Genomic DNA, 24,946 nt, shown 5'->3' on the forward strand with positions numbered 1-24,946 from the left:
TCACATTTCTCACACCGACCTGTGGAATTTAATCTTTCACACAAGAATTCCAGAGGTCTGTTTTCTATGCCCTGATTTTCAGATTTAAAGAAAAATGTACTTAAATTTTAACACTTATTACCCTTTATTCAACCAAAAACTTTTAAATTTAGGTTGATTTTTAACAGTGGGTGGAATTTAGTCTTTCATACGGAATTTACTTTTACAAGTCAGCTCATTTTTTAACGTAGTTGTTTTAATTAACTTGTTTTTGCTACCATATTTCTTTGATAATGAATAGTTTTGCTTAGTCTGACAAAATGAAGTTGAATACAAAACGGCGTCATTATCACTATTTACATTGTTTGTATATTCATAAGATACTTTTGAACCGTTACATATAACGTTTTGTCCTATTAATGCTTCATTTCCATCATATACATAATTGGATTTTCCCTTTATTTTTCCCTGCTGACTTACACAGGTATCGATTTTGCCATAATTATTGTATGTGTATGACTTTGTTTTAGAAAGCTTATTTCCGGCATATATTTTCTCATTAATAAGGTTTCCAAGAGCATCGTAAGAATATTGGGTTTTATCAACTTTTTTATTAACCTTTAAGTTGCGCCTTTTTTTCTTAGAGACAGTTCTTTTCAGATTAACAGTTGTCTTTTTGGCACTTAATAATTCGTTTAAATTGTTGTAAGTATATGACGTCGTTATGATATCTGAAATGTTTTTCTCTTTGTTATATTTTAATTCACTGATGAGATTTCCAACGCCATCATATGCGTAAGAAATTGTCTCTGTTTTCTTGCCTTTTCTATTGCTGCTTCTTGCAATTCTATTCAAACTGTCATATTCATAATTTGTGATATTACCATTTTTATTATCAGCTAATTTGGTAATATTCCCCTGTTTGTCATATGAATATGTATATAAAGTTTTCTTAGAATTTGATTTTTTCTCTTTTTGAGCTATTTCAATAACGTTTCCTTCAGCATCGTATTTTCTGTATTCATTAACACCATCAGGAGTAGCTATTTCCTTAACATTTCCAACGCTATCATATATGTAATTTGTTACACCGTTTTTGTCTGTTACAGTCTGAATATTATTAACGTTGTCATAGGTATAGATTGTTTTGCTATTATCAGGGTATGTTATAGATGACTCATTTCCAACCTGATCATAGTCGTATTTTACTGTGTTTCCATTTGAATATTTTACACTTTTTACTCTGCTTAGTAAGTCAAGCTCATAACTTGTCATTCCGGTATCATCTGTCATTTTAACAAGTGATCCTTTTTTATTATAGGCATAAGAAACCACTTTGCCGTCACTATACTTAATATCAGATACAAGGTCTAAATAGTTATAATGATATGTTGTGGTTTTGCCCTTTGCATCAGTTTTGGTTTTTAAGTTACCATTTCCGTCATAAGTATATGAAGTGCTTTTTCCGTCATTGTCTGTTTCTTTAACCAACATATTGCGACTATCATACTTATATGAAGTTATTTCCCGGGTTTCTTTCTTATTCTTTGTGCGGTTTAACACAGTTTGAATAAGGTTTCCTTCCTTATCATACCTGTATGTTGATATATTTTTTTGCGGGTCTGTTACTTTAATAATATTACTGTCACAATCATATTCATAACTGGTGATATTTCCATTCTTATCTGTATGCTGTATTAAATCTCCTTTTTTATTGTATTTGTATAATTGTGTATTACCGCGTTTGTCTTTTTCTGAAATCAAACGGTTCATTTTATCATATGTGTATGTAGTTACTCCGGCAGAATTTTTTTCTTTTATAAGATTTCCATTTCCATCATATTCGTAGTAAGTTTTATTACCCTTTCCATCTTTTTCAGAAATAATATTTCCACATTTATCGTAACTATAGCTTACTTTGTTACCTTTGGCATCCTTTACAACCGTAACCTGATTTTTGTCATTATAACTATAGGTTGTATTGTTGCCTAAAGCATCGGTTATGTTAATTATATTTCCCAATTCATCATAATTGTATTTAGTTTCAGCACCGTCAGCAGTAATAACTTTCGTAACATTTCCCAATGAATCATATTCATATGATTTTTGAACTATATCATTTTTTACTTCTGTAGTAACTCTATTTAGTTTGTCATAAGAATATGAAGTTTTATTACCGTTCATATCTGTATAGGAGACAGTATTTCCTGCCCCATCATATTCAAATTTCTGAGTTTTACCTTTGGCATCTGTTATTTGAATAAGTCTGTTAGAAGAATCGTATTTATAATGTGTTTCATTTCCGTTGGCATCTGTTATTTTTACTGTGTTTCCGTTTTTGTCGTATACTACATCTGACACATTGTCTTTTGCACCTGTTATTTTGACTACATTTCCTAACTTGTTATATTCATATTTTTCAGTAAAACCATTTACATCTGTTACAGATGTTACAAGATTAATGGCATTATATGTACGTTTTTCAATGCCACTATCTCCATAAATTGTTTCTATAAGATTACCTACTTTATCATATTTGTACTTTGTTTCATTGCCATTTTTATCTTTTTCCGAAATTTTTCGGTTTTCTCCATCATAAGCATATGATATGCAAAAACCTCTTTCATCTTTGACTTTTAGAAGATTACCATTTGCATCGTAGGAATATGAAATATTACTTCCATCGTCATTATTACTTGAAATAATATTTCCCATGGAATCATAAGTATAGGATACACTTCTTCCGTTTTTATCTGTTGTTTTAGATATTTTGCAGTTTTTGTTGTACTCATATCTGATATAATTACCTTTTGAATCAGTTATTTTAGTAAGATTGCCCACTGCGTCGTATTCATAAAACGATTTTTGTCCAACTGCATCTGTTTCACTCACTAACCTGCCAAGGCTGTCATATTCATATTGTGTTTTATTACCATTTGCATCAATTTTATATGTTTGATTGCCGTTTGCGTCATACTGATAATGAATTGTGCTTCCGGCAGCATCCGTTTCAGACAAAATATTGCCTTTATTGTCATAGGTAAATAACTTTGTATTCCCCATGTTGTCCGTTTCTGAAATCTTTCTCCCCTTATCATCATACTTAAATGATGAGATATTGTTTTCATTATCTTTAATACTTATAATATTACCATTTTTATCATAATCATATGTTTGACTGTTTCCTAATGCATCTGTTATTCCCACTATATTACCATCACCATCATATGTATATGTGGAAGTATGTCCGTTAGCATCTGTTACCACTGTCAGGTTACCGTTTGAGTCATACTGATATTTAGTAGTATTATTCAATGGAGATGTTGAAGATTTAAGGTGATTTTGTTCGTCATAATCATACAAAGTTTTATTTCCCAGTTTATCTTCTTCGTATACTGTATAACCATTACTGTTATAACCATATTCTTTTGCTTTTCCATCAGCATCAGTTTCACCTATAAATTTCCCGCCGGCGGTATAATTGTATTTTGTTACATTCCCCATTGCATCTTTAGATGAGATGGTTTTACCCTGTAAATCATATGAAAGATATGTTTTATTTCCCACCGCATCGGTAGTCATAATGCAGTTACCACGTTCATCATATGATAATTTTGACACATTTCCCTGAGAATCACGCTTTGATATGCAATTACCCATTTTATCGTATTCAAATGCCGTAACATTCCCCATGGGGTCTGTTATAGATGTAATATTTCCATTGGTATCATAATCATATTTAATTGTACCACCGTTTTCATCCGTTTCACTTATAATTCTGTTATTTTCATATGTACATACTTTATTGGTTCCGTCAGGATACAATGTTCCAACTAAATTATTATTTTCATCATATGAATAGTAAGTTATTTTACCCTCGCCATCTTTTCCTGATATAATCTGATTAGCTTCATTGTATTCGTATGAAGTCACTCCATTATTAGATATATCTGTAATTATTTGATTTTTTTCATTATAAAATACTGCTTTGAAGTAGTTGTTTTCTCCTTTACATTCATTATATCTTTTAATAGGATCATAGCTAAATGTGTATTTTCCACCATCAGCAAGTTCCTGCTCAGTAACACGTCCGTATTTATCATAGGTATTGCTTATTGTCCATACACCATTAAAATCACGTACTTTACATAAATATCCATTTTCATCATATTTATATGCTGAGACATTACCGTCAGCATTTGTTACACTGGTAAGTTTATCACTTTCATAGCTATATAAAGTGCTATAACCGTTTTTGTCATGTATTTTTGTAATATTTCCATTTTCGTTCCATTCAAAATACAGTGTACCGGATGCACTATACACTTTTGATATTTGATTGTTTGTATATTCAATTTTTTCATTTCTGTTCTTATCACCAGCTATTTCAATTAATCTGCCTGATTTATCAAAATAATATCGTTCATTATTTTTTTGCTTTAAAACATAGCCACCTGCCGCATATTCTAACGTTAGTTCTGAGCCTTCTTCTGACTGAAACCTTCCATTTTCTTTTTTAAATTCAATTTCATATCCTCCCGGCATAGATAACCGGCACATATTTTCACCGTCAGATAACTGATATGAATAATTATCAGTCCATACGTTATCTGATTTTGAATTATAATATCTTTCATATGTAAGCGGATTTTTCCCGTTCAGTTTCATGTCGGTATAGCTGTATTCAAAACCACCTGTAAGCATATTAACAGGATCTGCCCCTGTGGTTTGTTTTTGATACGAATACTGCTTTTTGGCATATCCGCCGGAAAAATTGTCCAGAATTATTATCTGATACGGAATGGAAGCTCCTGTCATGTCCATTCCAATATTTTTCAGTTCCAGCAATTCAGAATCATTTTCTGATAAAAAGGATATAAAGTGATTGCTTTTAATTACAGCCCTTTCTCCCGGTTTCATTTCCTTGACAACACTCTCATTCCTTCCTTCCATTCTGCATGGATAACCATCTAAGTTAAAATTAACATCATATAATGTTCTTGGAGAAACATTCATGTACTCAAAAGTCACTTCATAATTGCTTCCATTCCGTAAATAACGGTTTACAATTATGTTTAAAAACAAAACATCATTTGAATATACATATACAGGTTCTGTTGTTGAAAAAACCGTGTTAAATTTCTGCGGCTCGATATCAGGTGAAACCATGCTTCCACTAACGCTAACATCGAAATTATAAATGCCATCTTCATCTCCACGGACATACCAATGTTTTGATACCGAATCCCCGGGATTAATTTTTCCCATATTTACTGTCTTTGTATTTGTTTTACCTTCCTGCATGTCAGCCAAAGAGAGACCCTTAGGTAAATTAAGTGTGGCTGTTACATTATCCATGCATTCAACTTTTGAATTATTAATTACAAGAAGCTCCACATCAAAAATCTGTTTAAGCCAGCTTACTCCACCTGTAATTAAATATACATTATTTGCTACCTCATATATTGTTTTGCCGGTGTTATTTTCTTTTTTTATTGTTTTGCCGCTTCCGGTTTTATATACAATTTATTCGCCGAAATTCAAGGTTAAGGTTTCTTTTGTTACTTTTCTATTCGCTAAATTGGTTGTATCTATACCTGTCTTTTTAATTTCTTCAAGCGAAAGTTCTTTAACGGTTAAACTTCCACCAACTGTATCGTAAGTATTCAGTGGAATTTTGATATTCTTACCTTCATTTCCAATAACAATTGATGTGGAACGGGAATAATAACCATTACAATATACTATTGCCGTATATTCACCAGGCATAAGGTAGCAATTGAACATCCCCTTTTCATTTGTTTTTCCTTCAATTGTTTTTGTTGTATCATCTTTCCATATTTCAACATATGCATTCTTTATCATCTGTTCCGTATCTGTGTCTAATACATTAACAATTGTCTTTTGGCTTTTTTCAGGTATACCCTTGATTGTTATTTTACATGTGGTTTTTGAAACATTATTTCCTTTGTCTGTTACAGATAGCGATACAGTGTATGTTCCCTCATCCGCATACTTATGAGTTACATTTATTTCATGACTTTTTGTTCCATCACCAAAATCCCAGTAATAACTTTTAATTCCCTTATCATCTGTGGAATTTTTTGCTGAATAACTTATATTTTCATTTACTTTTGCAACGGTTTGAGAACTGGTTATCACTGCATTAGGTGGCAAATCTGCTGTGTTTAAAGTTATTTCTACATTTTCTACTTCTTCCTGATCGGCAATTACAAAATTTCCTTTCATGCTTCGATCGTATTCATAACCTGATAGAATACCAGACATTAAAAAATAATATTCACCTCTGTTTAATCCGTTAATAACTATATGCCCGGTATTATCACTTTCTGCTGTTGTCCCCAGTTTGACGTTTTTCTTATCATTATATTTTTTATAAATATCAAGTTTTAATCCAACTATTGGCTTTTTATTTTCGTCAACACATTTCACCGTGACATTTTTACACTTGGAATTTATAACAATGTCATTATTTTTTACCAAAATATCATTAATATCCGATATGTTTTGGGAATTTTCAAATTTAAATATTCCATTTTGTACTGCTGAAAACGCATCGATACTACTGTTTTGTGTAGAATATCTAATCAATGTCCGATTTTCACTTAAATTATCTTCACCTATTGTGATGTTTATGGCGCTATGAACCCCGGTATGATACAAAAGATTTTCAGCAACAGTTATGTATTGATCTTTTGTCAGGTATATCTGGTCTGAAATGTTTGCATTTTTATTTAATGTAATTTCCCCATTTTGATATATTCCCTTGCCACAAAAAGAATCTACACTGCTCTTTTTATCAGTATCATTATCCGCTATTGTAACATCGTCTAACAATAATTTGCCGGAGTTATAAATGGCACCGCCGTTTGCCCCCACATTCTTAGTTAATTCTAATTGTTCAATTTCCACATCCGCTTTATCACCTATGTATAATCCGGCACCATTGTCCTTACCATTTAAACCGGTAATTATATTTTTTTCGGTTTTCACTTCACCTGCATATGTGTTATATGTACCAGGTCGTTTTATAATTGTTTTACCACCATTTATGGCAAGACCATCGTTATTGTTATCTTTTTCCCCTATTATAGATAATCCTGATATGATTTTGTTTCCGCTACCGCCTAAATACATTCTAAAATACCCTGAATCATCCTTTTTTGCAGTAATTTTTGTATTATATATTTCGATATCTTCAGATGAGTCCACAAATAAATCATTTCCGACATACCCCATTTGTTTTTCATTCCATGTGTCATAGTTCCCTGATAATGTACAGTTATTTATAAATAATTTACATTTTGTAACATTTATTCCTGCACCCATTTCAAATGTTTTATTATTTTCAATGGTAACATTTTCTATATAAGCTTCTCCGGTAGCTTCAATTCCACCACCTCTAAATGTGGAAGAATTGTTACATACATTACCACCATATAAATATGACTTTCCACACATGTATACACCGCCACCCTTTGAAAGATAGGTTTCCACCGAATTATAACTAATATAACTATCTGAATTCATTCTCATACTACCGGAATCAAGAGAAACTGTTGAATCATAACCTTTAAATTTGGTTATTGAACTATTAATAAGTTCTATTTTTCCCTTTATTTTTAATGGCGATACACTATATTTTTGTCCACACTTATTACCATCAACAGTTATGTTACATAAAGAGATTTCGGCATCTTTTTCAACCAAAAGAAATGCTGCTGTATCTGTTACACTAATTGTAACCTGTTCTTCAGCAACAATATTCACTTTGTTTTCACTTTTTATGGTGATTTGATTTTCCACTACGGTATTCTCATACAAATAAATTGTACTGTCTTTTTGAGTCTCCTGAGCCTCTTCTATTGCCGTCTCAAGATTTTCATAATAGTTTCCATTAAACATTATTGGTCCGCTATGGTCAAAGGCTTTTGCATCAATGGTTCCTGATATTAATGTCAAAATGAGTAATAGTGAAACAGTTTCTTTAAATTTTCTTTTAAATTTCATAATTCATCCTTGCGCACAGATGTGCTCCCTTTCTCTTTCAATTTCTTGTAAAATAAAAAAGCTTATTTAAAACAATCGATTGGATTATCCTAAATAAGTTAAATAAATCTTATGATAAGTTTATCATCCACCCGTGTTTTCCGACTTTACTATGTTATCACATTAAACCCATAGTGTAAAGCAAAATATAAAAACACTTTTATTTGAAATAAAAAGAAGCACACAATAATCAATATCATGTGCCTCTTTAATAATCTTATTTAATTTTTACTGTTTTACAGTAACTTCCATAATATGTTTTTCTACCAACTTTTTTCAAAGCTCTTACTTTAACATAATAGGTGCTGTTATTCTTTCTCTTAAATGTAAGTTTTGTTTTCTTAATGTTTTTTACAGTTTTGCCTTTAAACTTTTTATTTGTAGAATATACAACCTGATATCCTTTAGCTCCTTTTACCTTTGCAAACTGAATATTTACTTTCTTCTTTGTTGCTTTTTTCTTTGTAATTTTTGTTTTTCCAGGAACTATTTTAAATGTAACGTAGTCGCTTTCCCTAAAGTTTCCGATACCATTTATAATTATTTTTGATGTTCCAATATCTTTATTGTTTTTGTATGTAACAGTATAATCTGTTCCTTCACGTAATGTGATTCCTCTATACTTAACCGTTACCTTACGTTTTATGGCTTTTCCGGTGTATGTCAGAGAATTTGTGGCTACATTAATTGATGTTGACCATATACTCTTTTTAGCTTTTGTACCTGTCTTATCACATACGGCCTTGCCGTTAGAATATGACATAATCTTACACATTTCGCTTGAAGTATATACTCCATATCCGCTTTTATTTATGGCATAATCTATACCACCGTTTCCACTTAAACTATATGTACATACATTAGTAAATTTAACACCCGGTGTATCAGGACATTCCACGGCAGACTTCAAGAAACATGTAGCCGCCTGATAACATGAATAAATGCCAATTCCATAGGCTTCATGAGTTTTTACATTTGAAGAAACCTTATAATCAGTATATCCATATGAACCCTTTGCATTCCATACATTCTGAGATGTTATGTCATAAGGCAATTCACTTTGATACATATAACACTTACCACCGTTACCATTCCATATTGTCTGATATTTTTGGAAGTGTTCTACCATAAGTCCGTAAGTTGTAACATTGTCACCATTTATTATTACACCGGTATCAGCTGTATTTTTATTCCAGCCTACACCTGCTCCATGATCTGCTCTCCAAACCCAGAAATTGTCGCCTATTACGTCGCTGCTGTTAATTATAACACATGTTGTAACCTTTCCCGGATTTGAATCTGCTCCACCTACTCTGTAAAATGTATCACTTAACAAAATAGGGTTATCCTTATGAGATGTTTTATCACCAGATGTTCCAACTGTTAAAAGTGCAGATGATTTCTTTGCTCCTGCATCAAATAATACGCCGGCTATTTTTACTCCTCCTACATTTGAAACAGTCATACACTGATTTCCATTTACAGGTTCCAATGTTGCATATCCCAATCCTAGAACAATAGTGTTTTCATTAGTTATATTAATTGCCTGGGAAAGATTATATATTCCGGGAGTAAGTATAAGGTTTTTGCCAGTTTTTAATTCGTCGTTAATTTTTGTTGCACTATCTGACGGCTTAGCAACATAAAAACGGTCAAGGTCTATGAATTCGCCTTCGTTTTCATTTGCCCATGAAACACCTGTAGAGTTTTTTCTAACTGCCGGTACATATACGCCATATTTTCCATCATCATTTTTCATTAAAAACGGCTTTTCCTGACACTCAGGAGTTTCTGAAACCTTGGTGTAAGATAAATACGGCCACTCACCGTTTGGTCCATTGCTGATGTTTGTTTTATCGTATAATGATGCAACGCTACATCCTACAAAAACGTAATTCCAAACGCTTCCATCCCATCTGTTCATTTCGGTATTTCTTGAAATCCACTGTTGCTGTGAACCTGCTGATATTCCTGCTTCCGTATCAATCTGCTTACCTGTTTTCTGGTCTTTATATGTGTATTTTCTTCCTGCAACTTTTGTGTCTGCAAGAAAACCACCACTGGCATAACCACCCTGATGATGCAAATCAAGATTACCTTTAATATTCATTCTTCTCATAGAAGTAGCCTGAGAAACAGCCCACATGGTGCTGTTCGCTGTTGTAGTAAGATTTTCTACTGAACGCCAGAAATTGCAAAGGGCATTATAATTTACTGAACCGTCATATTTTTTACCTTTCATCCATTCAGCCTTACAGTTTATATTACCAATTACAGTATTTTTCGGTGAAATGCCAAGTCCTGCAACCTGCGTGTAAAATCCAACTTCCACATTAATATCTTTACTGTAATTTCCCGGTGCAAACATTAATGCATTTCTGTCTGAAATAAATTGTCCTGCTTCTGTTTTCTTATAAATATTATTAATGCATGACTGTATTTCAGATGTACTGTCTGTAGGTTCAAAAATATTAGTGTTTAAACCAAAAGTCTGTATTTCATATGAAATAGGGGTTGAAAGTTCATATTCCTTATCTGAAACATATGATACTTTATAATATTCGCCATTGTAATCAGTGTCTGTATATGCAGAATCTGAAACAGTGGCAACTTTACTGTACTTTGCATATCGGCTTTTTGCCTTATAAATATTATAAGAACCTCCACTTAGTTTGTCCCATGTTATTGTACATGAACCATTACTATTTTCCACAAACTTTAAATTGGTAATCGGATTAGCATTAAGCTCTAAAGCCTTTACAGGCATAACCGACACACCTGATACTACTAACGCAAGTACCAGCATTAATGATAAAATACTTCTTTTAATACCTTTCATTATATTTTCGCTCCTTTAATTTAATATAAATAAATTGTATCATATATGCTTTGTCATTCCAATAATAAAATTGTTTTTATGTCCTATTTTAGGCACTTTTTAAAAAATTAATACCTAAGTAAAAAATGGTGTATTTTTATCATTTTTACATCAAAAAAAGGCCTACGGGAAACATATCATGTTATCCCATAGGCTTTTTTTATCTGCTACATAAGTAGCAATTATTAATTACATCATTCCCATTCCAGGGTTTCCGGCAGGCATAGCCGGTGTATCTTCTTTAATATTTGCAACAACTGATTCTGTTGTAAGTAATGTACTTGCCACACTTGTTGCATTCTGAAGAGCACTTCTTGTAACCTTAGCCGGATCAAGAATTCCTCTGTCTACCATCTGAACATACTCGCCATTTAATGCATCAAATCCTGTTCCAGGTTCTGATTCTCTTACCTTATTAACAATAACTGAGCCTTCAAGTCCTGCATTCTGGGCAATAGTGAAAAGTGGAGCCTCTAATGCCTTAAGAATAATAGAAGCACCTGTCTTCTCATCACCTTCTAATGTATTAACTAACTCAGCAACCTTCTTTGATGCGTGAATGTATGCTGAACCACCACCTGCTATAATACCTTCTTCTACGGCAGCTCTTGTAGCATTTAATGCATCTTCCATTCTAAGTTTGTTTTCCTGCATTTCAGGTTCTGTAGCAGCACCAACTCTGATAACTGCAACACCACCTGCTAGCTTAGCAAGTCTTTCCTGCAGTTTCTCTTTATCAAATTCTGATGTGGTTTCTTCTATCTGGGTTTTAATCTGGGCAACTCTTGCTGCAATTTCATCTGAATTACCAAGGCCATCAACGATTATGGTATTTTCTTTTGCAACCTTAACAGATTTTGCTCTACCTAAATCTTCAATCTTTGTATCTGCAAGAGATAAACCTAATTCTTCTGAAATAACCTGACCACCGGTAAGAATTGCTATATCCTTAAGCATTTCTTTTCTTCTGTCACCATATCCAGGTGCCTTAACTGCAACTACGTTAAATGTTCCACGAAGCTTATTTACAATAAGTGTTGTAAGGGCTTCACCTTCAACATCTTCTGCAATAATAAGAAGTTTAGCTCCTGACTGAACAATCTGCTCTAAGACAGGAAGGATTTCCTGAATGTTAGAGATTTTCTTATCTGTAATAAGGATATATGGATCATCCAGTGTAGCTTCCATCTTATCCATATCTGTAGCCATATATGCTGAAATATATCCTCTGTCAAACTGCATACCTTCAACAAGGTCTAATTCAGTTTTCATTGTTTTTGACTCTTCTATTGTAATAACGCCATCGTTAGAAACCTTTTCCATGGCATCTGCTACCATGTTACCAACTTCCTCATCACCGGCAGAAATAGCTGCAACCTTTGCAATCTGTTCCTTTCCTGTTACAACACTGCTCATATCAGCAATAGCATCAACTGCTACATCTGTTGCTTTCTTCATTCCTTTTCTTAAAATAATAGGATTAGCACCGGCAGCTAAGTTCTTCATTCCGGCATTAATCATTGCCTGAGCTAAAACTGTAGCTGTTGTTGTACCGTCACCTGCTACATCGTTTGTTTTAGTAGCAACTTCCTTTACAAGCTGTGCTCCCATGTTTTCAAATGAATCGTCAAGTTCTATTTCCTTTGCAATTGTTACGCCATCATTTGTAATAAGTGGTGCGCCAAAAGATTTATCAAGAACAACGTTTCTTCCTTTTGGTCCTAATGTAACCTTTACTGTATTTGCTAACTGGTTTACACCTGCTTCAAGAGCAGTTCTGGCTTCAGCGCCATATTTTATTTCCTTTGCCATATTAATTACCTCCAAAATTATTCAACGATTGCAAGAATATCTGACTGTTTTACAATTATATATTCTTCATCATCTAATTTAACTTCATTGCCTGCATACTTTGAAAAGATAACCATATCTCCAGGCTTAACATTCATAACAACTTCTTTACCGTCTACAACTCCACCGGGACCTACAGCAATAACTTCTGCCTGCTGTGGCTTCTCCTGAGATGTACTTGTCAATATAATTCCTGATTTTGTTTTTTCTTCCGGAGTAGACTGCTTTAAAACTACTCTATCTGCTAATGGTATTAATTTCATTTTTTAACCTCCATAATAACATTTCTTGTTAGCACTCCACATATATGAGTGCTAATCAACTAACAATAATAGTAACACTTTTTTTGATTAATGCAATACCTAATGTTATATTTTTACAATTTATTAACAAAATAAATATTCTATTCATTTTTGTTTTTTCCAACTTTATTATCTCTTCCAAAACAAAACAGATATTGTTGTGCGTAGCCACCATATTCTCCATATAATTCCTTAGCACATTTTCCTATTATCTCCTTTGAGGTATCTTTTCCGTTAAAATATAAAGTCTCCATAATTCTTTTTATCCACACATCAATAGGAAATGCCTGCCTGTATCCCAACGAAAAAAGCATTACGCAGTTAGCAACTTTTTCACCAACTCCCTTTATTTCCATTAGTTTCTTTCTGGCATCTTCCTCCTTTAACATTCTAATTTCTTTTTCGTTTATGATGCCTGTAGAAAGCTTCTTAACTGCGTCTGACAAATAAGGTGCCCTAAAACCTGTTTTCATTTCCCTGAAATCTGCCTCGGTAATATTGCTTAACTGTTTCATATTAGGAAAGGAATAGTATTTTTCTCCATTTACCTCCCCTAAATAGTCACCAAAATTCTCACTGATTGTTTTCACAATATGTTTTATATGGGGAATCTGCTTATTTTGGGAAATTATAAAGGATATTAATGTTTCCACAAACTCCTGATTAAGAATCCTTACGCCGTTTTTTTCTTTTATCGCAGGCTCTAAGGTTTCATCACTTTTCAGAAGAAACTCCTTAATTTTTTCATAATCTCTGTTTAAATCAAAGTATGGTATCCATATATTTTCAACTTCCTTAATTGTTTTATTAAGAAAAACAAGGTTGTTATCCTTTTCCATTATATGTAAAAGCCTGCCATAGGCTACTACAACATAATCCTGTTCATCCTGTTTATAAAATCTGAAGCATTGTCCACATTCTAAGGTCTGCTGTAAATCAAAATCACTAATTTCCTTTATTATTATATTATTTTTATCCTTCAGTATTCTCATATTACATCCTTTATATTAATTCAAATTTTTTTAATGCCTCATATATTCCACCCTTATCAAAGTCAGAAGTATGATACTTTGTAGCTTCCTTTATGGCATCATCACTATTTCCCATGGCACAGCCATACTTAACATATTTTAGCATGTCAATGTCATTTAAACTGTCACCGAAAGCATATGTGTTTTCCCATGGAATGTTTAATGCTTTAATTAATTTTTCAATTCCCACAGCTTTATTATATCCCTTTGGAACTAACTCCAATAAACTATGCTGATGAGATATAATGGTGTAATCATTTTCAAATTCCTTTATCATTCCCTCAGGATTACTGTGATTAGTAAATAATGCACTTACCTTAGATACATTTATTTCACTTTCATCTGTACTTAATATAAAATCCCCCATACTTTCTCTGTAAACATTATATACATGCTTTGTGGTTTCAGTTAAATCACTGATATCCCTTCCAATATAAATGTTGTCTCTTCCTTCAGCCACCGGAACAAAGCCATTTCTTACAAAGCCATCTATTACTCTTCTTGCCTCATTATTATTAATGGTATTGCAATATAGCTCCTTACCACCAATTTCCACATATGTTCCGGCACCGGCTACAATATCCCGAAATCCCGGAGCCATATGTTCTTTATAAATCATACACCTTGTTCGTCCGGTACATATAACCGGAATATGTCCCTTGGCCTTTAAAAGTTTAATTGCCTCATAAGTATCCTTTGGCATCCCTGTATCAAATCTATATATTGTTCCGTCAATATCGAAAAAAACTATTTTTCTATTATTCATATTAATCCTCTTTATCATTCTTTTTAAAATCACTTTTTATAGACTAACATTTTTGTTTTTTTTATTCAAGTAATGTTTTTTAATGTATTACTGCTTTTATTTCGGCTAAAATAGTATTATAATAAATGATAATAATTATGCTATTGCATAAAAATAAATGTATCGGAGGATTTTATATATGGGATTTTTAAAAAAGCTATTCGGAACCGCAGCAGTTGTTGGAGCCGCAGCAGGAAGTGCACTTTATGTAAAGAAACGCAAAGACACACGTGAAACAAAGGCAGATGATTTCGACGATTTCGATGATACAAAAGCCTTTGAATTTAACAAAAATGATGATTCCGACGGAAACACAAAAGTTACAATAACCATTAATAAAAAGAAAGTTAAAAAGGTAGCAGATGATACTGCTGACATGGTTATTGATGCTGCTGATAAATTAAAAAATACAGTTACTGATAAAATCGGCGAGGAAAACATTGATAATATAAAGGATAAAATTAACAATGCAACGGATTTCGCCAAAGAAAAAGCTAATGATGCTAAAGACATAATTGTTGAAAAAGTTGGTGAAGACAATATCAATATGATGAAGGATAAGGTTTCAACTGTTGCATCTAATGCTAAGGATAAGGTGAATGAAACTGTTGGTAAAATATTTAACGGTGAAGACGAAGATGAAGATATTTTTGAGGATGAAGATATAAATACTTCTTCTGACAATACACCGGACTTGGATGTTACTACAGATGAGGCAGAAAATGCTGAAACTGAAGATGATGTTACTATTGATGATGAGGGCGATGACGATGAATTTCTTACAGATGAGTTAAAGGATTTGTAAGAATTATGATTAATAATTTATAGTAAATAAAAAGGTTGTATCACAATTGATGCAACCTTTTTATTTACCGTATTTATTATTTCGGAAGTTTAAAAGAACTCTTTAATGAAACAATTCTGTTAAATACCGGATGTTCTTTTGTATAATCCTTAATGTCTGCACAGAAATAACCCTGTCTCACAAACTGGAATTTATCCTCTGGCTTAACATCTGAAATGTTTGGCTCAATGTAACATTCCTTAAGAACTGTAAGAGAATTAGGATTTAAGTTAAGGGTTCCATCCTCATTTAACTTTCCTTTCTCTTCATCTACAATATTCTCATAAAGTCTTACTTCTGCCTTCACAGCATGTGGTGCAGAAACCCAGTGAATGGTTCCTTTAACCTTTCTTCCTGTAAAACCGCTTCCGCTTTTAGTTTCAGGATCATATGTGCAATGAATTTCAGTTATATTTCCATTTTCATCTTTTTTATAGTCCACACATTTAACAAAGTAGGCATTCATAAGTCTTACTTCATTGCCTGGGAATAATCTGAAATATTTCTTAGGAGGTTCCTCCATAAAATCTTCTCTTTCAATATATAATTCCCTGCTAAAAGGTACTTTTCTGCTACCAAGTTCAGGACATTCAACGTTGTTATCCACGTCAAGCCATTCAACCTGTCCTTCAGGATAATTATCAATAATAACCTTTACAGGATCTAAAACAGCCATAATACGTGGTTTTTTAGCCTTAAGATCTTCTCTGATACAATATTCAAGCATAGCGTAATCCACAGAGCTCTGGCTCTTTGAAATACCGCACAATTCAACAAACATCTTAATTGATTCAGGAGTAAAACCTCTTCTTCTAAGAGCTGCAATGGAAACCAGTCTCGGATCATCCCAACCGTCAACAATTCCGTCTTCAACTAATTTCTTAATATATCTCTTTCCTGTAACCACGTTTGTAAGATAAAGTTTTGCAAATTCAATCTGTCTTGGTGGGTTAGGATACTCAAGTTCATTTACAACCCAGTCATATAAAGGTCTGTGATCTTCAAATTCCAATGTACATATAGAATGTGTTACTCCTTCTATGGCATCCTCAATAGGATGCGCAAAATCGTACATAGGATAAATGCACCACTTATCTCCTGTATTATGATGTGTCATATGTGCAACTCTGTAAATAATAGGATCTCTCATATTAATATTAGGACTTGCCATGTCAATTTTGGCTCTTAAAACTTTTTCACCATCTTTATATACACCATTTTTCATGTTTTCAAAAAGCTCAAGGTTCTCTTCAACACTTCTGTCTCTGTATGGGCTGTTTTTTCCCGGTTCTTTAAGAGTTCCTCTGTATTCCCTTATTTCGTCTGAACTAAGGTCACAAACGTATGCTTTTCCTTTTTTTATTAATTTTACGGCTGCTTCATACATCTGTTCAAAGTAATTTGATGCAAAAAACAATCTGTCTTCCCAGTCTGCACCTAACCATTTGATATCTTTTAATATGGATTCAACAAACTCTTCCTTTTCCTTTGTAGGGTTTGTATCATCAAATCTCATGTTAAACTTGCCGTTGTATTCCTTAGCAAGTCCATAATTTAAAAGAATTGATTTTGCATGTCCAATGTGAAGATATCCGTTTGGTTCCGGTGGGAATCTTGTTTGAACATGGTCAAATCTTCCTGTTTCTAAATCCTTGTCAATTATCTGCTCAATAAAATTCCTTGATTCTGCTTTTTCTTTTTCATTAATTTCTGTGTCTATTGCCATCTTTTGCCTCCGGTTTTTATTACTTTATACACAATTGTTAAAATTATACACTAAATGGAACTCTATTTCAATAACGTAAAAAAGGAACTTATAGTAAAGCTCCTTTTTTATGTGTTCTTATCTTTTTACATAAACGTCACAGTATCTTACACCCCAGTCTAAAGCCTTTGAATGGGAACTGAAGAATATATCAATTCTGTTTCCTCTGATAGCACCACCTCTGTCTTCAACAGTATATGTGTGACCGTTAATCACAACCTTTGAGCCAAATGAAAACTGTGATGTATCTGCAGCTATAGTTCTTCCTGCCGTTGCCACGGTACCTGATGCGGTAATACCTGTTGACTTTCCACAGCATCTTGCACAACTGCAATAACCTGTAACTTTAAATGTTCCAACCTTTATATATTTACTTTTTTTCTTTTTTCTCTTGTTCTTAGCAGTTTTCTTTGATTTCTTCTTCTTTTTCTTCTTGCTCTTAGAAGATTTGGACTTCTTTTTTGTGATTTTTATTGAATCATTTGATTCAATAACTATTGGCTCTTCTGAAGTATCTGCTAATAAATTATTGGTGGCTGCTGTATTTGTGTTTAGAACATTTGTAGATAACTTACTAACCTGATTAACAGATTTAGTAATAATGTCTGCATTAACTGACTGTAAAGCTTTAACCTTATCTTCTGTAAGCTTAACATCATTGTTTATTTCATTACCATAGAAACAACTTGAAACCGTAATAACAAGTGTCATGGCAAATAAAACAATGCCAGTAATGAGTTTTGTTTTATTCATAAATACACTCCTTCTCTATGCACTTATCCTGTGCACAAGGAGTACTATACAGCATTTATTACGTTTTGTCAATAAATTATTACAAATCTGTTACATTTATATTTTAATTTGAAATTATTTGGTTAAAATTATTACATTGTATTAGAAGATTTTTTCTAATATTCTGTCTAATACATATTCATGTCCACAAATAACTATTGTGTCATCATTTACAAGAATAAAGGCTGTTTTTCTAAGATTGTATACAACTCCTAATTCGATTCCACCATAGGTTTCTGCTTTTCTTATAATGGAATTTATTTCACGTTTTGACATATTAACTACCGGCATGTCATCTCTACGTTTAAATTGTATAATAGGATATCCACCCTGGTAGCCTGCCACAATTAAATTCTCAAGATTATATTTTTGTGACCAGCACAGAAGTTTTTTATCGCTGATTGTATTCATAAAAGTTTCCTCATTTCCAATTATTTAATATGACGCTGTATAAAATTAATAACCAAACGTCTTGTATCTTCAAGAGCATTTGCAGTAGCAAATTTTCTTTCCGGATGCCACTGTAATGCAAGAATTTTCATTTCGTCTGAACCAAATGCCTCAATGGTATTGTTTTCCCTGTCTATGGCAAGAGGCTTGAAACATGGTGCCAGACCATCTGCCGGAACCACATCCTGATGGAAATTATTAACCCATATTTCCCTGTTTTCTTCAACAAGATAAACCTTGTGATCAACTCCCCTTGGTCTGTCACTTTCAAGAGTAGGATGATAAAGTAGTTTTCCACCAAACAAAACATTTAAATACTGCATACCACGACAGGTGGCAATAATAGGTATACCTTCCCCTATACAATGCTTAATAAGTTTATCTTCCATAATATCACGGTGGGGCTGCAATTCCTCATTATGGCTTCTGTCATAATATTTAACAGGTAGTGCTCCTCCTCCGGCTACTATTAAAAGATCACATTGTCTCTCAAACAATTTTCCGACATTTTTTACATAGTTAGACGCAGGCTGTGGAATAAAGCCCAATAGCTCATAAAATCTAATGTATGCTGCCTCTAACACATCTGTAGGGTCTCCATATTGATTAATTCCCTCTCTTTGGGTAATAAGAGCCCTTAAATCCTCACATTGTATGCCCTCTTTGATAATGCCGTTGGCACAGTCTAATTCCATGTAATTAATGCCTGATGCATAATTATATATTTTTTCACCACATCCTATGGCAGCAGGTATTTCAAATTCTGCACACCTTATTGCCATATGGGATGCCATTCCACCGTACTTTGTAATAAAGCCCTTAATTCCCTTAGTAAATATCCACTCATATCCCGGATCAGCCTTTGGAATCATTACGATTTTATCCATAAGGTCTTCATCGGTTTCATGCTCTAAATTTACAACTTCACCTTCTACTTTTTTGGAAGTAATAAAGTTAGGTCTTGCTTTATTTACCGGAATAACAGATATACCTGTTTCGTTTAAAATTACATCAGGTAAAATTATATTTGAGTACTCATTGTAATAATCCTGATTTTGTTTTATTACATTTTTAAGAAAAGCTTCTATTTCCTTTATTCCAAGTCTTCTGCAATCCTCTAAATCCTCAACGGAAATCCAGGACAAATCATTTCTGTCAATATTTAATATTTTTCCAAGACTTTGTATTAAGTCAATGGCAAGACTAAGGGATTTTGTAAATTCAAATTTAAAATACTCCCTGCTTTCTATTGCCGTTGTCATAAAACGAATAAAATCCTTTGCAGGTATGTCAAAATCAATAGATAATAATGCTTTTGCCAGAATTTCCTCGTTAAGCCCTGTCTTTATTGCTTTTTCCTTTTGAGGCTTGTAAGTTCCTGTAACCGGTCTAAATACCATCTGATTGTAACTGTCGGTTCTTATGTCATATGTGCCACTTCTTAAATGACCGTACTTGCTGTTAAAATCATCTCTTGTCATTTCACCGGCAGAATATTCCTGGTAATCTTTTTCAAAATCTGAAGATACAGTGGAAATTCCCTTCATAAAATTATCTATATCTTCCTGAACAAACCATCCTGATGCCACAAGGGAACTGCAAAAACTTCTTGCTATAAAAGCCATTCTTGCCTGACGGGTAAACTGTGGTGTTCCAAATCTTCTTATATTTTCAAGAAGTTCAATTATAACTTTAATCAACTCCTGAGGGTTAGAACAATTCTCATATCTGTCTTTAATCCGTTTCCTTATACTTTCAAGTTTCTTAATGTCACCGGTATCATTAACGGAAATTTCATTGTAATTTGATACATTATTAAATGTAAGCTCTTTAAGTGCTTCCGCTATTTGTTTTCTCTCACTGCTGGAAAAACCATAGTCTAACAACTCGGTAGTTCTAAGATAAGTGTTAAAGTCATAGCTGGAATATACAATTTCAAATTCTATCTTATCATGTGCCGTAACGTCTTTTTTTAACTTAGATGAATAGAATGAAACTAATTTTTGAGCCAGCTCTTCATCAATCTTAGCCGGTATAAGGGAATAAAATGAATATTCCAGACTTATATATGGCTTTACACCTATTTTGTACATGAGCTCGTCGTCTAAGCGCCTGTATCCCATAGGTACCAGACCTTCATTCCATGCCTTTGACGTTATAATAAATCTATATAGTGAATAATCCAATGTTCTTGGACTTGTTCCAATAATTTCTGACGGATTCCAAAATGCCATATCGGAAAACATCATATAATTGCCATCTATTATATTCTTTATGTTTCGATAATCATTTTTCAGATTATTTATTTTGTCATAAAAAACATTAAAACTCTCAGAAGCCTTTTTATTTTTTGAAAAGTTAGCCACTAAAGGTCTGACCTGAAAAATAATAACTTCATTTTTTTTATTAATGGCAAACTCAATATCAAGGGGTATCTTAAGAAGTTCCTCAATTTCGTTAACAGCCGTAAGTAAGTTACACCATTCCACATCTAATTCGTTTAACCGGGTGTTTCTTGCTATCCAAAGTGTTTTTCCACCAATACCACTGGTAACGGAATCCGTTGAGCCGCTGTCATCATAATTAATTAAATAATATGGTCTCTGACCCTGAATATCGTAAGTAAATAATACCCCGCTGTATGCTACATCCACTGCCTGATGCTGAATTAATACCTGCTGATTTGATATATCATCAATGTCTGATGAATATGACGCAATAACATCATCGATTGCATTTATTACAGATGTAACATTAGATGAATCCACATCCAACAAACTGGTGTAATGACCTGCATTGGACTTTTTGTAACAGTCCTCGTTTGTAGATGAACTTCTTACAACAATTTTTGCTCCCTTAAACTTTTTCCCAATGTTAAGGGCAACCTCTCTTTTGTTTTTTACGTAGTCCTCTACCACAATAATAAGCATTTCTTCAATAAACGCCTTTGTGATAATTTTCTCTAATGCCTTTAAGGTATTTGCTTTTGTTGAAATTATTTCATTCTTAAGGTTATTATTTTTCTCCATTAATTTACTCCTTTGTACTTTCAGGCTCTTTTATATCCTTATTTTCCTTATTATCCTCTAAAAGCTGCTTAGCTGTATTAATGGTATTTTCATCAGGAACCATAACATATGCTTTCTGATTTGGAATACTGTATGTGTAATCTGATGTTCCCTGACCGCTTACACTGTACTGGGTTATTTTCCACTTAGGTGCACGGTTTAACTGAAACCTTACAAGAGATTTAATGCTTTTCTTTGTCATATTAGTTTGAAAGCATTCACTAATTTCACTTAAAATACTGTCATAATTTTTCAGTAATGCAGGTGACTGGCATTTGGCAATTACAGATTCAATTACTTTCATCTGGTCCCTACCTCTCTGATGGTCACCTGCAGCAAATGAATGTCTTTCTCTTGCAAACCAAAGGGCTTCTATTCCGCTTAAATTTTCATTAAGACCTTCTTTGTAGCTAAATCCTGCCGCTGAAAATGCGTAATCAGAATCAACGTCTATACCACCTAAGGCATCAATTATTTTAACAAATCCCGTAAAATTAAGTCGTACATAATAATCAAAATCTATACCATAAATCATTTTAAGAGTGTCCATAGATACATCAATTCCATAATTTCCTGCATGGGTCAGCTTGTCCTTTACACCATTGGATATAGATAATGGTACATAGTAATCTCTCGGTGTTGAAATAAGAACAATGTTACCTGTAAGAGGATTTACTGACATAATAATGTTTACGTCACTTCTACTTTTAACGGTAACGTCTCCTTCTGTATCAATTCCGCTTAAATATACATTGAAACATCTTTTTGTGGCATTACCCTTATCATTCATTTGGGCAACGGCATTTTCCACTGTAGTTGTATAAATACATTTAATTTTGTCTGTAAAATCAGAATATTTGCCATTTTTCTTTCCATCATCCGTGTCATCTCCTGCTGATTCAATGGCATCAATTAATGACTGGTTAAGAATAATTGCATCAACATTTCCCTCTAGGAGTTCCTGTGCTAATGTAACAGGGTCATTTATTTCTTCGTTATCTACAATAGCTGTAAGTTCAGTTTCTATGGCATTTAAAACATTTTTAATATCTTCTGATGAAAACTGACTGTTATATCCGAATTTATACTTAAGGGCATGTTTTAACTTTTCGGCTTTATTTTCTTTAAGAACATACACACCATATTCGTCTGTGGCTAATAAAGAGTTTTTAACTATTTCATCAATGGTTTCTTCTGTTTTAGTAAACATGCCTTTGATTTTTGAATTATATGTTATACCTAAAATACCTGATGTTACCATTGCTACAATAAGTATTAATGACAAAACAATTGAGAAAATCCTACTTTTAAATCCTCTCTTTACCACGAAAGGAATAATTGAAATTACCACAAGAAATATCTCGGCAAAAACAATATACTTAACCGGGAGATATTCTAACAGCAGATAGTTTTTATATGAGGCAATATCATAAAAAACAACCTCTAAAAATACTAATGCCGCTATTACCAGAATATTAAATATTAATGCAGTAATTTTTAACTTTTTTCTTATATTCTTCTTTTCCATCTTTTCCTCCAAAAGCATTATTTCAAATATCTTACAGTATACCATTTAATAGTGAAAATAAAAATATATTATTGGAGACACTGACAATTTTTTTATTATTTTAATCACTGATAAATAATTTCAGCATATTTTATAGCATGGAGGTTATTATGAAAACTATTTCTATTATTTCAGGTGACAAACGACAGTTTTATATAAAAGAATATTTGAAAAATAACGGATATAATGCCGAAATAATAACAAACATGGATTTTAATAATACTGACATAATTGTTGCAGGAACTCCATTTGTGAAAAATAATGAATATATAAATTGCGACTACTATACCGGTTTTCCGGTGGATACATTTCTAGGACTTTTAAAACCGAAACAAATTGTATTTGCCAGTAGCATCAGTGAGAATATAATGAAACTTTTTCCTAAAAATATTAAATTAATTGATGTTTTAAAGGATGAAGATGTGGTCTGGAGCAATGCCATGCTTACAGCCGAGGGATTAATTGGTGAGATTATTAAAAATACGGATTTTTCCCTTAATAATTCAAAGGTGCTTATTTTAGGCTTTGGAAAATGCGGAACTAATATTGCTTCGAGACTTTTTAACTTAAATTGTGATGTATCCATATATGACCATACAAAAAAACATTTAAGTCAGGCAGTATCATATGGATACAAAACCTTAGAAAAAGACGATTTTTCCATGGGACTTAATAAATTTGACATTATAATTAATACAGTTCCTGAAGTCATTTTCACAGAATATAACATGAGTCTTTTAAAAAAATCCTGTGTTCTTTTTGAAATTGCAGGCTATCCATATGGCTTTGATAAAAAATTGTCAGAAAAATATGGAATATCCCTTATTACATGCTCCGGACTGCCGGGAAAAACAGCTCCTAAGGCAGCCGGGGAATTAATTGCTAAAAGCATTATTTCATATTTAAAACAGAAAGGACTGGGATAAATGGCTCATAACTTTAAGGATAAGAATATTGGTGTTGGAATTACAGGCTCATATTGTACTTACAAGAAGGTATTTGAAGAGCTGAAACACCTTGCTGACACAAAAGCAAACATTATCACGATTTTTTCAGATAACGCTGCCTCAACGGACTCAAGATTTGGAAAATGTAAGGACTTTTTAAGTCTTGCAGAGAAAATCAGTGGGCATCCGCCAATTGTTACCATACCTGACGCTGAACCTATAGGGCCAAAATCAATGCTTGACCTTATGATTATCGCACCTTGTACCGGTAACACATTGTCAAAGCTGGCAAACGGCATTTCAGACACACCTGTTCTTATGGCAGCTAAGGCTCATCTTAGAAATAACCGTCCTCTGGTTATTTTTTTAAGTACAAATGACGCACTGGGAATGAATCTTAAGAATATTGGTATTCTATTAAATACCAAGAACATTTACTTTGTGCCATTTGGCCAGGATAACTATATATCTAAGCCCAATTCTATGATTGCGCATGTAGATTTAATTGAAGAAACCATTGAAAAAGCTCTTAGTGGAAGACAAATTCAGCCTGTTATTAAGAGTCCACATGTGACAATTATGTAAAAGGAGTTTTTT

Annotated in this window: 15 protein-coding genes; 3 read left to right on the forward strand and 12 right to left on the reverse strand. The window is 32.9% G+C overall.

Going from position 1 to position 24,946, the window contains the following annotated elements; translation table 11 throughout:
- Positions 1-177: 177 nt before the first annotated feature.
- From H8S00_RS04475 to H8S00_RS04505, 7 genes are all read right to left on the reverse strand, one after another.
- Positions 178-5,337: a DUF6531 domain-containing protein gene (locus H8S00_RS04475; RefSeq protein WP_186840042.1), complete on the reverse strand. Its 5,160-nt coding sequence runs from the start codon at positions 5,335-5,337 to the stop codon at positions 178-180.
- A gap of 168 nt (positions 5,338-5,505) precedes the next feature.
- Positions 5,506-8,010 (reverse strand): PKD domain-containing protein, encoded by a 2,505-nt coding sequence (locus tag H8S00_RS04480; RefSeq protein WP_186840043.1) that lies wholly within the window; start codon positions 8,008-8,010, stop codon positions 5,506-5,508.
- Between the two features lie 256 nt (positions 8,011-8,266).
- Positions 8,267-10,888 carry a pectate lyase-like domain-containing protein gene (locus H8S00_RS04485; RefSeq protein WP_186840044.1) on the reverse strand — a complete coding sequence of 874 codons (2,622 nt, stop codon included), beginning with the start codon at positions 10,886-10,888 and terminating at the stop codon, positions 8,267-8,269.
- 228 nt (positions 10,889-11,116) lie between these two features.
- Complete coding sequence (gene groL / locus H8S00_RS04490) at positions 11,117-12,739, reverse strand: chaperonin GroEL (RefSeq protein WP_021952982.1); 1,623 nt, start codon at positions 12,737-12,739, stop codon at positions 11,117-11,119.
- A 17-nt stretch (positions 12,740-12,756) separates the two neighbouring features.
- Positions 12,757-13,041 carry a co-chaperone GroES gene (locus H8S00_RS04495; RefSeq protein WP_021952981.1) on the reverse strand — a complete coding sequence of 95 codons (285 nt, stop codon included), beginning with the start codon at positions 13,039-13,041 and terminating at the stop codon, positions 12,757-12,759.
- A gap of 140 nt (positions 13,042-13,181) precedes the next feature.
- Positions 13,182-14,072, reverse strand: coding sequence for a DNA-3-methyladenine glycosylase family protein (locus H8S00_RS04500; RefSeq protein ID WP_021952980.1), 891 nt, complete (start codon positions 14,070-14,072; stop codon positions 13,182-13,184).
- Positions 14,073-14,082: 10 nt separating this feature from the next.
- Positions 14,083-14,877 carry a Cof-type HAD-IIB family hydrolase gene (locus H8S00_RS04505; protein ID WP_021952979.1) on the reverse strand — a complete coding sequence of 265 codons (795 nt, stop codon included), beginning with the start codon at positions 14,875-14,877 and terminating at the stop codon, positions 14,083-14,085.
- 178 nt (positions 14,878-15,055) lie between these two features.
- On the opposite strand from H8S00_RS04505, the gene H8S00_RS04510 reads away from it, so the two are divergent.
- Positions 15,056-15,721, forward strand: a complete 666-nt coding sequence (locus tag H8S00_RS04510) for a hypothetical protein (protein WP_021952978.1) — start codon at positions 15,056-15,058, stop codon at positions 15,719-15,721.
- A gap of 76 nt (positions 15,722-15,797) precedes the next feature.
- On the opposite strand, the gene H8S00_RS04515 is transcribed toward H8S00_RS04510, so the two are convergent.
- From H8S00_RS04515 to H8S00_RS04535, 5 genes are all read right to left on the reverse strand, one after another.
- Positions 15,798-17,486 carry a glutamine--tRNA ligase/YqeY domain fusion protein gene (locus H8S00_RS04515; protein WP_186840045.1) on the reverse strand — a complete coding sequence of 563 codons (1,689 nt, stop codon included), beginning with the start codon at positions 17,484-17,486 and terminating at the stop codon, positions 15,798-15,800.
- Between the two features lie 117 nt (positions 17,487-17,603).
- Positions 17,604-18,278 (reverse strand): 3D domain-containing protein, encoded by a 675-nt coding sequence (locus tag H8S00_RS04520; RefSeq protein WP_186840046.1) that lies wholly within the window; start codon positions 18,276-18,278, stop codon positions 17,604-17,606.
- 141 nt (positions 18,279-18,419) lie between these two features.
- Positions 18,420-18,728 carry a hypothetical protein gene (locus H8S00_RS04525; protein WP_021952975.1) on the reverse strand — a complete coding sequence of 103 codons (309 nt, stop codon included), beginning with the start codon at positions 18,726-18,728 and terminating at the stop codon, positions 18,420-18,422.
- A 20-nt stretch (positions 18,729-18,748) separates the two neighbouring features.
- Positions 18,749-21,796 (reverse strand): gamma-glutamyl-gamma-aminobutyrate hydrolase family protein, encoded by a 3,048-nt coding sequence (locus tag H8S00_RS04530; RefSeq protein WP_186840047.1) that lies wholly within the window; start codon positions 21,794-21,796, stop codon positions 18,749-18,751.
- 4 nt (positions 21,797-21,800) lie between these two features.
- Positions 21,801-23,363 carry an LCP family glycopolymer transferase gene (locus tag H8S00_RS04535; RefSeq protein WP_021952973.1) on the reverse strand — a complete coding sequence of 521 codons (1,563 nt, stop codon included), beginning with the start codon at positions 23,361-23,363 and terminating at the stop codon, positions 21,801-21,803.
- Between the two features lie 149 nt (positions 23,364-23,512).
- Here H8S00_RS04535 and H8S00_RS04540 point away from each other — a divergent pair, with 149 nt between their 5' ends.
- Positions 23,513-24,328 (forward strand): NAD(P)-dependent oxidoreductase, encoded by an 816-nt coding sequence (locus H8S00_RS04540; protein ID WP_186840048.1) that lies wholly within the window; start codon positions 23,513-23,515, stop codon positions 24,326-24,328.
- Positions 24,329-24,934, forward strand: a complete 606-nt coding sequence (locus tag H8S00_RS04545; protein WP_021952971.1) for a dipicolinate synthase subunit B — start codon at positions 24,329-24,331, stop codon at positions 24,932-24,934.
- Positions 24,935-24,946 lie beyond the last annotated feature (12 nt).

Origin of the sequence: Eubacterium segne (assembly GCF_014287775.1) — a bacterium.
GTDB classification, from domain to species: domain Bacteria; phylum Bacillota; class Clostridia; order Lachnospirales; family Lachnospiraceae; genus Eubacterium_G; species Eubacterium_G segne.